7 protein-coding genes are annotated in these 12,962 nt (G+C 63.5%); 1 reads left to right on the top strand and 6 read right to left on the bottom strand.

Translation table 11 applies throughout. The features are described from left to right. Positions 1-16: 16 nt before the first annotated feature. The 4 genes from F4827_RS16645 to F4827_RS16630 all read right to left on the bottom strand — a co-directional run bounded on the left by F4827_RS16645 (position 17) and on the right by F4827_RS16630 (position 9,966). Positions 17-595, bottom strand: coding sequence for an NnrU family protein (locus F4827_RS16645; protein WP_183725060.1), 579 nt, complete (start codon positions 593-595; stop codon positions 17-19). A 296-nt stretch (positions 596-891) separates the two neighbouring features. Next, positions 892-1,122: an H-NS family nucleoid-associated regulatory protein gene (locus F4827_RS16640; protein WP_027815455.1), complete on the bottom strand. Its 231-nt coding sequence runs from the start codon at positions 1,120-1,122 to the stop codon at positions 892-894. A 319-nt stretch (positions 1,123-1,441) separates the two neighbouring features. After that, positions 1,442-7,381, bottom strand: a complete 5,940-nt coding sequence (gene uvrA / locus F4827_RS16635; RefSeq protein WP_183725059.1) for an excinuclease ABC subunit UvrA — start codon at positions 7,379-7,381, stop codon at positions 1,442-1,444. A 200-nt stretch (positions 7,382-7,581) separates the two neighbouring features. After that, a complete protein-coding gene (locus F4827_RS16630) occupies positions 7,582-9,966 on the bottom strand; it encodes a tetratricopeptide repeat protein (RefSeq protein ID WP_183725058.1) in 2,385 nt (794 codons plus the stop codon). 289 nt (positions 9,967-10,255) lie between these two features. Here F4827_RS16630 and adhP point away from each other — a divergent pair, with 289 nt between their 5' ends. After that, on the top strand, positions 10,256-11,284 hold the full coding sequence (adhP, locus tag F4827_RS16625) for an alcohol dehydrogenase AdhP (protein WP_183725057.1): 1,029 nt from the start codon (positions 10,256-10,258) through the stop codon (positions 11,282-11,284). Between the two features lie 79 nt (positions 11,285-11,363). Here the strand turns inward: adhP and F4827_RS16620 are convergent, their stop codons facing one another. Together F4827_RS16620 and F4827_RS16615 are read right to left on the bottom strand one after the other, a co-directional pair. Next, positions 11,364-11,663 carry a putative quinol monooxygenase gene (locus tag F4827_RS16620; RefSeq protein WP_183725056.1) on the bottom strand — a complete coding sequence of 100 codons (300 nt, stop codon included), beginning with the start codon at positions 11,661-11,663 and terminating at the stop codon, positions 11,364-11,366. 57 nt (positions 11,664-11,720) lie between these two features. Beyond that, the gene (locus F4827_RS16615) at positions 11,721-12,815 is read right to left on the bottom strand and encodes an NADH:flavin oxidoreductase/NADH oxidase (protein WP_183725055.1); all 1,095 of its coding nucleotides are present in this window, start codon (positions 12,813-12,815) and stop codon (positions 11,721-11,723) included. Positions 12,816-12,962: the final 147 nt, after the last annotated feature.

Below are 12,962 nucleotides of genomic sequence, written 5' to 3'. Positions count from 1 at the left end.
TTTGGCATTGCCAGAATCAGCCGAATGGCCGCACGCCGATCACGAGGGCGTGCAGCCAGAACGCGAAGATGCCCCACGCCACCAGGCCGATGACCACCACCACGGCGTCGAGTGCGACGGAACCCGGCGCGTAGACGACGCCGCCTTCGCGGTCGCGCCTGCGTCCCGCCCGCACTTCAATCAGCGACCAGACAAGAAACACGAAGAAAAGCAGCATCGCGTGCAGCGTGCCGTTGGCGAGCAGATGCGCGAACGCCCACAGCGCCACACCGCTGACGAAAGGCTGGCCCAGTGCGCGTTTGATGTGATTGCCTGGCACGTAGGCCGCCGTCATCATCACGAAGGCGATGGCGGTCAGCAGCCCGGTGACGTGCGCCATGCCGAACGGCGGCAACCAGATGGGCACGGGATAGCGGCGCGCGAGCCCATAGCCCGCGACGGTAAGCACGATGCCGAGTATCGACACCAGCGCGAAAATCCCGCGCCATGCACGTATGCCCAGGCGTTCGATCTGCGCGGCGCGCCATGGCGCTGCCACGATGCGAATCGAATGCACGCCGATAAACAGCACAAGCCCCGCGACCAGTAACGCCATATCCGTCTCCTTGCAGCCGCCCGGCCGCAGCGAGCACGATTATGGCGCTTATCGCGCCAGACAGGCTTGAGCCCGGTGCGTGAACCGCTTATTGCGCTTCAGGACCAATCAGAACGCGACTATGCGAAGCGCCATCGATTAAATGGGCTATATCGCTCAATGCATGAAAGGTATTTTAAAGCGTCACTGAAAAATATCGGATACGTCAAAATCAGCCGAACGACTGTTCGGTCATCGGTCCACTTAAGTTTGATTGAGCCGCCGTGCGCCACGCCGGGCCACGCGGGGCCATGGCGCTAGCAACGGAAATGCTCGATATCCTGACCCGCATGCTTATAACGCAACAGCCAGCTCGGCATATCGCCTTCTCCATTCCAGGAGTTGCCATATGCGTCACGGTACTTCGGGAGCCGTTCGCTTTCTGCAATGGATGATTCAAGAACTTCGAGCGTAATGCCGTACTCGTCCATGCGGCGTTTAATCCACACGATGAGCCGTTCGCGCGCCTCACTGTCGAGGTCGAACATCGGTTAATTCCTCTCGCATCGCCAAGGGTCGTGCGCCGATCGATATCGAATCGTCTGCCCTGAAAAGACAAAGGCTTCGCCAGTTTGCGCGAAGCTTTTTTGCACTGATGAGGTGACCAGGAGGTGAAATCCGTGGCCGGTTCGGAGGGGATCTGAGGTCCGCTGCTCCGCTCGCCAGAATGTGCCGCAAAGGTGCGCGGCTGTTTGCTGCAAGCGGAGCCCATGATACCTTGCCGCCGCTGCCCAGATCAAGCGATTTGACGCCTGCGCGGGCCATTAAAAGCCGTTGCAGGCGTCTTCCGGAAGCATCCGGACGGGGTCACCCCTGGGACGCTGCCGCGCGCCGCCTGGCGCCCTCTGGCTTGTGCGCAACCTCGGCCACGGGTGCATCGATTTGCGGCGCGTCGGACGGCGTGCGCGCGAGCACCGGTTTGAGCGCCGCGCCCGTGTGGCTCGCGGCGATCTTGACGAGTCCTTCGGGGTCCGCCGCGCCGACGATCGTGCCGCCGCCCACGCCGCCCTCGGGACCGAGATCGATGATCCAGTCGGCTTCGGCGATCACGTCGAGATCGTGCTCGATCACCACCACGCTATGTCCGCCATCGGCAAGACGGTGCAGCACGCGTATCAGGCGCGCGACGTCGGCCATGTGCAGGCCCACGGTCGGTTCGTCGAGCACGTAGAGCGTGTGCGGCGCTTTCTGCCCGCGTCGCGTGATGTCGTCGCGCACCTTGGAAAGCTCCGTCACGAGCTTGATGCGCTGCGCCTCGCCGCCCGAAAGCGTCGGCGACGGCTGGCCGAGCGTGAGATAGCCAAGCCCCACGTCCTTCATCAATTGCAGCGGATGCGAAATGCTCGTGATCGACGCGAAGAACTCCACGGCCTCGTCGATTTCCATCGTCAGGACTTCACCGATATTGCGGCCGCGCCAGGATACCGCCAGCGTTTCGGGATTGAAGCGCTGACCATGACAGACATCGCAGGGCACCTTCACATCGGGCAGGAAGCTCATGCCGATCGTTCGGACTCCCTGGCCTTCGCAGGCCGGGCAGCGGCCGTCGCCCGTATTGAACGAGAAGCGCGACGCGCTATAGCCGCGCGCGCGCGCCTCCAGCGTATCGGCAAACAGACGGCGAATCGCATCCCACACGCCGATATAGGTGGCCGGACACGAACGCGGCGTCTTGCCGATCGGCGTCTGATCGACTTCGAGCACCCGGTCGATGCTTTCCCAACCGCTGATCGAATCGCAGCCCTGCCACACATGCGAAACCTCCAGCTTCGGCTTCGCGCTGGTGCGCGCGAGCACGCTCGAACGACGTTCGGCGGCGCTCGGCGCGGTCTCCTTCGCGTTCTTGCGCGCGCGGCGCACCGCCGGCGACGACAGCACCGAACGGCCCACCGCATCGAGCAGATTCGAGAGCAGCACATCGCGCGCGAGCGTCGATTTTCCGGAGCCGCTCACGCCGGTAATCGCCACCAGACGACCGAGAGGAATCTGCGCGGTCACATCACGCAGGTTGTGCAGCTTGCCGCCATGCACCGTGAGCCACTGCCCGGGCACCGCTTCGCGGCCCGCGCGCGCCGGCTTCACTTCGCGACGCGGTTGCAGCGGATGCACGATCGGATGCGCAAGATAACGGCCCGTGAGCGAATCGGGCTGCGCGGCGAGATCGGCGACCTTGCCTTGCGCGACCACGCGACCGCCTCGTTTGCCTGCGCTCGGCCCGATATCGATGATGTGATCGGCGCGGCGGATCGTGTCTTCGTCATGCTCGACAACGACCAGCGTGTTGCCCTTGTCGCCGAGATTGCGCAGCGCGTTGAGCAGGATCTGGTTGTCGCGCGGATGCAGGCCGATAGTCGGCTCGTCGAGCACATAGCACACGCCCTGCAGATTGCTGCCGAGCTGCGCGGCCAGACGGATACGCTGGGCCTCGCCGCCCGAAAGACTGGGCGCAGCGCGATCGAGGCTCAGATAACCCAGGCCGACTTCCTCCAGGAATTGCAGTCGGCTGCGGATTTCGCTGATGACGTCGCGCGCGATCTGCGCATCGCGGCCATTGAGTTCGAGCGATTCGATCCAGCCACGTGTTTGCGCCACGGTCCATTGCGCGACTTCAACGATCGCATGCTCGTCGAACGTGACCGCGCGCGCCTCGGGATTCAGGCGCGTGCCGTGGCAATCCGGACACGGCTCGTCGGCCATTCCTTCGGGCTCCTGCTCTTCCGAAGGCAGTGTCTGCTCGCGGCCGCGATCGTCGGCGGACATCACCGTATCGTCATACACGGCGCGTTGTTCACGCGTGAGCGCGAGACCCGTGCCCACGCAGGTCGTACACCAGCCATGCTTGCTGTTGTACGAGAACATGCGCGGATCGAGTTCGGGATAGCTCGTGCCGCAAACCGGGCAGGCACGCCGCGTGGAAAGCACCTTCACCGTGCCGATATGTGTCGTCGATGTGCCGTTGCCGAGCGCGTCGTTCAGACCGTCGAGCGGCGCGAGCAGATGCACCACGCCCTTGCCGGCTTCGAGCGTGGTTTCGAGCATCCGACGCAAGTGGGCCTCGTTTTCAGGCTCGATCACCAGATCGCCAACCGGCAGTTCGATGGTGTGCTCGCGGAAGCGGTCGAGCTTCGGCCATGGCGCGACCGGCACGAATTCGCCGTCGACGCGCAGATGCGTATTGCCGCGCGCCTTGGCCCATTTCGCGAGATCGGTATAGACGCCCTTGCGGTTCACCACGAGCGGCGCGAGCAGCCCCACATGCTGACCTCGATGCTCGCGCAACAATTGCGCGACGATTGCATCGGCGCTTTGCGAGGTGACAGGCGTGCCGTCGTGCACGCAATGCTGCATGCCTAGCTTCACGTACAGCAGACGCAGGAAGTGCCAGACCTCGGACGTGGTAGCCACGGTGCTCTTGCGGCCGCCGCGCGAAAGACGCTGCTCGATGGCGACGGTCGGCGGAATGCCGTACACGGCATCGACTTCAGGGCGGCCCGCAGGTTGCACGATCGAACGCGCGTAAGCGTTCAGCGATTCCAGATACCGGCGCTGCCCTTCATGGAACAGGATGTCGAAAGCAAGCGTGGATTTGCCCGATCCCGACACGCCCGTAATGACGTTGAAACGGCCATGCGGAATATCGACGTCGAGCCCCTTGAGGTTGTGCTCGCGCGCATTCACGATGCGCACGACGTCCTCGCCCTGGATTTCGCGGCGCGCCTGGGCGGCGCGCATCGCGGTCTGCAGCGCGACGCCCTCCTCTTCCGCCAGCACGGGTTCGACGCCTTGACCGAGCGCGGCTTCGTAGCGTTCCAGCGCCGCGCCCGTATGCGAGCGCGGGCAGGCGATCGCATCGTCGGGCGTGCCCACGCACACCACTTCGCCTCCGGCGTCGCCGCCTTCGGGTCCGAGATCGATCAGCCAGTCCGCCGCGCGGATCACATCGAGATTGTGTTCGATGACGAGCAGCGAATGACCGCCCGCCAGCAGCTTGCCGAACGCGCGCATCAGCTTGGCGATATCGTCGAAATGCAGGCCCGTGGTAGGTTCGTCGAACATGAAAAGACGCCCGCCTGCCGCCTTGTCCTTGCCACGCGCCTGCGCCGTTTCCGCCAGATAACCCGCGAGTTTCAGGCGCTGCGCCTCGCCGCCCGAAAGCGTCGGCACCGGTTGGCCGAGCTTCACGTATTCCAGCCCCACATCGACGATCGGCTGGATCACGCGCAATACTTCGGCATCCTCAGCGAAGCATTGCGCCGCTTCGCTCACCGTCAGATCCAGCACGTCCGCCACCGACAACAAACGGCCGCCGCGCTCGATCTTGACTTCGAGCACTTCCGGACGATAGCGGCTGCCGTCGCAATCCGGGCAACGCAGATAGACGTCGCTCAGGAACTGCATTTCGATATGCTCGAAACCCGAACCGCCGCAGGTTGGGCAGCGACCTTCGCCCGAATTGAAACTGAACATGCCCGCCGTGTAGCCGCGTTGCTTCGCGAGCGTGGCCTTGGCGAACAGCTTGCGGATCTCATCGAACGCGCCCACGTAGCTGGCCGGGTTCGAACGCGCGGTCTTGCCGATGGGCGATTGATCGACGAACACGGCGTCCGTGATCTGCTCCGCGCCGCTCAACGCACGATAGACGCCCGGCGATTCCGTGGCCTTGCCGAGATGGCGCGCCAGCGCCGGATAGAGCACGTCCTGCACGAGCGTCGATTTGCCCGAACCCGATACGCCCGTCACGCACACTAGACGCTGCAGCGGAAACTGCACGGTCACATCGCGCAGATTGTGTTCGCTTGCGCCTTCCAGCAGCAAACTGGGGGTATTCGCATCGACAGGGCGACGCTCCCAGTGCGAGGCATCGGCCACCGCACGATGACCACCCAGATACTCGCCGGTGAGGGTGCCGGACGAGCGGATCTCCTTGGGCGTGCCGTCATAGACGATCGTGCCGCCGCGCTCGCCAGGCCCCGGGCCCATGTCGATCAGGCGGTCGGCTGCCAGCATCACCGATGGATCGTGCTCGACCACCACCAGCGTATTGCCGGCGTCGCGCAGGCGCTGCATGGCTTCGACAATGCGGTTCAGGTCGCGCGGATGCAGGCCGATACTGGGCTCGTCGAGCACGAACAGCGTCTTGGTGAGCGAAGTTCCCAGCGCCGTGGTCAGGTTGATCCGCTGCACTTCGCCGCCCGACAGCGTGCGGCTCTGGCGATCGAGCGTGAGATAACCCAAGCCCACATCGCACAGATACTTGAGGCGCGTGCGAACTTCCGCGAGCAGCAGTTTGAGCGCATCGTCAAGCAGTGCGGACGATAGCGAAAGATTGTCGAAGAAGCGGCGAATGCGCTCGATCGGCAGCAACATCACGTCGTGCAACGTCAGGCCGGGCAGCGCTTCGAGCTGCGCGCGCGACCAGTCGACGCCGTGCGGCAGGAAACGCGCGGCGGGCGCGAGCACTTCGTCGGCGTTCTCCTTTGTACCCAGACGCCACTGCAAGGCTTCCGTTTTCAGGCGCGCACCGCCACAGGTTTCGCATGGCGTATAGCTGCGGTATTTGGAGAGCAGCACGCGAATATGCATCTTGTACGCTTTCGATTCCAGGTACTGGAAAAAGCGCTTCACGCCGTACCACTGCGATTGCCAGTTGCCCTTCCAGTCCGCCGCGCCGTTGATGACCCAGTCGCGTTGTTCATCGGTCAGTTCAGACCACGCGGTATCGCGCGGAACGCCCGCCTTGGCGGCGTAGCGCATCAGGTCGTCCTGACACTCCTTCCACGCGGGCGTCTGCAGCGGTTTGATCGCACCGCCGCGCAGGGACTTGCGCGCATCCGGAATCACCAGCCCCCAATCCACGCCGATCACGCGGCCAAACCCGCGGCACACTTCGCAGGCGCCATAGGCCGAATTGAACGAGAACAGCGCGGGTTGCGGGTCCGCGTAGCGAAGATCGCTGTCCGGGCAATGCAGGCCGGTGGAAAAACGCCAGATCTGCGGCTCGGGTTTCGTATCGGAAACATCGCTCGAAGCGTCGGATTCCGATACGACATAAATGTTGACGCGCCCTGCGCCGCGCTTGAGCGAGGCCTCGATCGCCTCGACCACGCGGCTTTTCTCGGCGTTCTGCAAACGGAAGCGGTCGGCAACCACGTCGAGCACCTTGCGCGTGCCCTCAGCAGTTTTGACCTCGCGCTGCGCCTGCACGCGCGTATAGCCGCTCGCGGACAGCCATTGCTGCACTTCCTCTTCGGTCGTCGTATCGGGCAGTTCGACCGGGAACGTCACCACCAGACGCGGATCGCCCGCCGCGGTGCGCGCAAGCAGTTCCGCGTAGATCGTTTCCGGCGTGTCGTGCCGCACCGGCTGCGCCGTGACGCGATCGAACAGATTCGCGGCGCGCGCATAGAGCAGCTTCAGGTGGTCGTTCAGTTCCGTCATCGTGCCGACCGTCGAGCGCGAACTGCGCACCGGGTTGGTCTGGTCGATGGCGATGGCGGGCGGCACGCCATCGACGCGATCGACCTGCGGACGGTCCATGCGGTCGAGAAACTGGCGTGCATACGCACTGAAGGTTTCGACGTAACGACGCTGCCCTTCCGCGTAAAGGGTGTCGAACACGAGACTGGACTTGCCCGAGCCTGAAGGCCCGGTCACCACCGTCATTTCGCCGGTGTGCAGGTCGAGATCGAGGTTCTTGAGGTTGTGCTGACGGGCACCGCGGATTCTGATGGATCGGTTATCGCTCACTTGCGCTGGCATTCCGGATGGATCACAGGCGTAGGAACCGGGCGCCGGGCCCGGCCGCTTTCGGCCCGATCGGGCGGGCAGAGTATTGGAGATTTTACTGTATATTTATACAGCATGCAGGGCGCGTGCTGAGTCGCTCCCAGAGCGGCTTTCCGGCTCGTCAATCTGGCCAGACGGCCTATGCCATCCGGCCAGTTGGCTCAGTCCGCGATGCGCGGTTTCTCTTCACCCGCCCCGCTCCACTCTCGCCACATGGCCGCGTACGCAGTTTCCATACCACGCGCGAACCGCGCGCCGTCCATCAGCGGCGAGGCTTCCATTCGCGCGCGCAAGGTCGCGCGCAGATAGGCCAGACGCGGCAGATAGGCAGCGAGCGAAACCACCGTCTGCACGAAATCTTCATCGGAAAATGCGGCAAGCGCATCCAGCCCCAGATTCGCCAGTTGGGACAATCCGGCCCGGCCCGCGCAGGTCGCCCCCACCCGCGTTACCACTGGCACGCCCATCCACAGCGCGTCGAGCGTCGTGGTGTGGCCGTTGTACGGCAGCGTGTCGATGGCGATGTCGATCTCGTGGTAAGTACGCAGATAGGCGTCGCGCGGCTGAAATGGCACGAAACGCACCCGCGCCGGATCGATACCGTGGTGCGCGAGGCGCGCGGCCAGACGCGCCTGCGCATCGCCCTGCGCAGCCATCAGCATGAGGCGGGCATCCGGCAAGGCGGCGAACACGCGCGACCACAATGCGAGCGTCGAGTCCGTCAATTTGCAGGGGTTATTCAAACTGCCTAGCGTGACGTGCCCCGCCTGCTTCGCGGGCAGCGCGTTGACCGCCGGTTCTCGCGCAAGCGGGTCGTAGCACCAGAACGTGTCCGGCAAACGCACGGTGCGTTCCGTGTAATGCGCCTCGAACGTCGGTGGATCGAGATGCGGGTCGGTAAAGCGGTAGCCGATGGCGTCGACTCCCGTCGTACCGGGATAAGCCAGCCAGGCAACCTGGACCGGCGCTGGTTGTTGCGCAAACAGCAATGGCCGGCCATCGGCCATATGCATGGTGAGATCGACGAGGATGTCGATACCGTCCGCGTGGATCAACTGCGCGAGCGCCGCGTCGCCGAGCTGACGCACGTCGTGCCACACGTCGACATGGGTCGCAAGACGTGACGTGACTTCATCAGGACGCACAACGCTCGAATACGCATGGATCTCGAAACGGCTTCTATCGTGATTCGCAAGCAGCGGCGTCATGAACAATGCCTGGCAATGCTCACGAAAATCCGCTGATACATAGCCGATCTTCAAGCGGCGCCCCTGCCGCTCTTGCGGTTCGTGAGAATAACGTTGCGCACGCAACGGCGCTTCATGTTGCGCGGACCAGCGCCGCGCCTCTTCAAGAATCGCTTCCGGCCCGGCTGACTGGAACGAGAGCGCGTAGAGCAGATTGCTGTGCGCGGTGAGGTTATCCGGATCGCTTTTCACGGCGCGCGCGAAGCAAGCAATGCCTTCGTCGAGTTCGCCGCGGTCCTTCAAGACATTGCCAAGGTTATTGAGCGTGGGCGAATGTTCCGGCGCGAGTTCAAGCGCCTTGCGCAGCAGCGCGCAGGCTTTGTCCTGCTGACCCAGCGTGCGCTGCAGATTCGCCGCATTGTTCCAGGCATCGACGAAATCGGGCCGCACGCGAATGGCGGTTTCGAATGCGTCCATCGCCGCCTTGTGCTCGCCCAGTTCGCGGCATACATTGCCGAGGTTGTTGGCGGCTTCGGCATGGGCGGGATCGACCGACAAAGCATGGCGATACTGCGCCTGAGCCTCGCTGCGCCGACCCAGCGCGTGCAGCGCGTTACCGTAGTTGTAGGCCGCATGTGCGAAGTCCGGCGCAATCTCCAGCGCGCGTTCAAGCACAGCCGCAGCCTCTTGCGGATTGCCCTCGTCGAGCAGCAAAACGCCGAGGTTCACCAGCGCTGCGGTGGAATTGGGCGCAGCCGCAACCGCTTCACGCAGCAATGCCAGCGCGTGCGCATGCTGGCCTTGCGCGCGCAGCAGCGTGCCCAGATTGACGAGCGCATCGGCATTGCCAGGCTGCGCCGCAATCGCGCGCTCGTATGCTGACTGGGCGAGCGCCGCTTCGCCGAGCAATTGACGGCAATTGCCGAGATTGTTGAATGCGTCGGCGCGCTGCGGATCGCGCTGCGCGAGCACTTCCCACGCCTGCGCCGCGTCGTGATAGAGACCCTGCGCTTGCAATGCGCTTGCGAGGCCGAACCAGTGATCGGGGTCGCTGGCGTCTTCCTCCAGCAGCGTGCGATAAACCGCCGCCGCATCGGCATGGCGCTGCGAAAACGCATACGCCTGCCCGATTGCTTCGCGATAGCGCCGATTCGCCGGTTCGATTTCAAGCGCTCGCGTCAGCCCGACGATCGCTTCCTGAAAGCGGCCTTGCTGGATTGCGATCACCGCAAGCCGGAAATGCGCTGGGCCGTGCAAAGGGTCAAGTTCGACGATACGGCAATATGCGTCGTGGGCGGCGACGAAGTCGCCGGCGATATGCCGTTCATGTGCCTGCTGGAAAAGTTCTTCGATTTGCATCCGGACGCACGGGTCGATGGGCGAAACGCCCATTGTAATCGGCCAATGCGTCCGGCATCGGATGTCCGGCAATCCTCGCCCGGAAAGCCAACATTTTATTCGGAGTGCAATGTAATTGCGCGTTAAAAAATGCCTTCTTAAAGTAACTTCCATGCCCACTGCAAGGAAAATTGCGTCGATATGACACGCACAACTTCAACCCCTTACTTCACACAATTTGGCAAACTCAAAGAGTCACGAAAGCATGATTGCGCAGGTGTAACGCTCTTTCCCCAAACAGGAGCCGATGATGAGCAAGACAATGCAGGCAGCCGTGGTCCGCGAATTTGGCAAGCCACTGGTTATCGAAGAAGTGGCGATCCCCGAGCCGGGTCCCGGCGAACTCCTCGTGAAAATTGAAGCCTGCGGCGTGTGCCATACCGACCTGCACGCCGCGCACGGCGACTGGCCTGTCAAGCCGCAACCGCCCTTCATTCCGGGCCATGAAGGCGTCGGTTACGTGGTGGGCGTGGGCAGCGGCGTCAAACACGTCAGGGAAGGCGACCGCGTGGGCATTCCGTGGCTCTATTCCGCATGCGGTCATTGCGAGCACTGTCTGGGCGGATGGGAAACCTTGTGCGAGCAGCAGAAAAATACCGGCTATTCGGTCAACGGCGGTTTCGCGCAATACGCAAAAGCCGATGCGAATTACGTCGGCCTGCTGCCCAAGGGCGTGAATTTCATCGACATCGCGCCGGTACTTTGCGCGGGCGTGACGGTTTATAAAGGCCTGAAAGTGACCGATACGCGTCCGGGAAATTGGGTCGTGATTTCCGGCGTAGGCGGGCTCGGCCATATGGCGGTGCAATATGCCCGCGCGATGGGCCTGAACGTCGCCGCCGTCGATGTTGACGATACGAAACTCGCCCTGGCAAAGCGGCTGGGCGCGACCGTAACCGTCAATGCGAAAAACACTGATCCGGCCGCTTATCTGAAGAAGGAAATCGGCGGGGCGCACGGCGTGCTCGTCACCGCCGTATCGCCAATAGCGTTTTCGCAGGCGCTGGGCATGGTACGGCGCGGCGGCACCGTTTCGCTAAACGGCCTGCCGCCCGGCGATTTCCCCCTGCCGATTTTCGACATGGTGCTGAGCGGCGTGACGGTGCGCGGCTCGATCGTCGGCACACGGCTCGATCTTGAAGAGTCGCTGATGTTCGCGCAGGAAGGCAAGGTCAAGGCGACCGTCAGCACCGACCGGCTCGAAAACATCAACGACGTTTTCGCGCGCATGGAGCGCGGCGCAATCGAGGGCCGCGTGGTACTGGATTTCGCGCCCTGAACAGCGCAAACGAAAAAGCGCCGGGGCATCGCATCGCCCCGGCGCTTTCTCTCATGCGAACGCGGTTAGCGCTTCAAACTCAAGCGGCGATATCCACGCCCACCAGTGCCTTCACGTCGACCGGCTCGGCCAGCCAGTCGCCGATCTTGCCGCGAAACGCCACGTAGTGCGCGCTTTCGCGATGTGCCTGAACGGCGGCCTCATCCACATAGGTCTCGTAGAGGTGAAAGCCCGGCGTGCCGTCGGCGCGACGCAGCAGGTCGTAGCGGCGATTGCCCGCTTCCTTGCGCGTTTCGGCCACCATGTGACGCAGCTCTGCTTCGAGGTCGGCAACGTGTTCGGCCTTCGGCGTGAGGCTCGCGAAAAGATAGATGCTCATTGGAATGTCCTTATCGTCAATGAAATTTCCGATCGGCAATTTCTTCAGTCAGGGCGCTCAGGCCTTGTAGCGTTCGAGCCAGTGCGCGTACGGCGCGGGCAGCACCCATGCCGCGCGATCGACCTTCAGTTCCTGCGCTGCAAAGTACGGCCAGTGCGGGTTGGCCAGATGCGCACGGCCCACCATCACCAGATCGAGCTGCTCCGAAGCGACCGAACGCTCGGCCAGTTCCGGCGTACCGATACCCCATGCCGACGACACCGGCAGGCCCGCCGCGCGACGCACCTTCTGCGCGATCGGCGCGAGGAAAGCCGGCGCCCACGGAATCTGCGCGGTCGGCGTGGAGAAACCCACGCTCACGCTCAGCATGTCCAGGCCTTCGCGCTTGAAGTTCTTCGCGAGTTCGATCGATTCGGCCAGGGTCTGCTCATCTCGGCCATCGTATTCGATCACGCCAAAACGCGCCGTCAGCGGCAGATGTTCCGGCCAGACCTTGCGCACGGCAGCGAGCGTTTCCAGCAGGAAACGGCTGCGGTTTTCGAGGCTGCCGCCATAAGCGTCGGTGCGCTGGTTCGAGTGTTCCGAGAAGAAGCTTTGACCCAGGTAGCCGTGCGCGAAGTGCAGTTCGAGCCATTCGAAGCCCGCGTCCAGCGCGCGCTTTGCTGCTGCGACGAAGTCCTCGCGCACGCGCGCGATATCGTCGAGCGTCATCTCCTGCGGCACCTTCGGCAGATGCGCGCCAAACGGGATCGCGGACGGCGCGATGGTCTGCCAGCCGCGTGCGTCGCCTTCGGCGATATGGTCGTCGCCTTCCCACGGACGGTTCGCGCTCGCCTTGCGGCCCGCGTGGGCGATCTGGATGCCGGGCACCGACCCTGCGGCCTTGATGGCGGCGACGGTCGGCGCGAAAGCCTTGGCCTGCTCATCATTCCAGATACCCGCGCAGCCCGGCGTGATGCGCCCTTCCGGCGACACCGCCGTCGCCTCGACGATCACGAGGCCAGCGCCGCCGCGCGCGATCTGCGCGTAGTGAACGTGGTGCCAGTCGTTGATCATGCCGTCGACGGCCATGTACTGGCACATCGGCGGAACCGCGATGCGGTTGCGCAAGGACACGTCTTTGAGCTTGAACGGTTCGAACAATGCGGACATCTACTGCACTCCTTGAGCGGCGCGCACCGGTATTCCGGCAGACTTTCGCGCCATTGAAAAAACGTTGAATAAAGAATTCGGGATTTCCTTTGAGCACGCGCTATCGCGGCGAGCGACAAAAACTCCCCACGCGCCGCAACTTTCGCG

The sequence above is a fragment of the Paraburkholderia bannensis genome (assembly GCF_014200455.1).
GTDB lineage: Bacteria > Pseudomonadota > Gammaproteobacteria > Burkholderiales > Burkholderiaceae > Paraburkholderia > Paraburkholderia bannensis_A.
Note: the sequence above shows the minus strand (reverse complement) of the source record. Positions and strands in the feature narration are given on the sequence as shown.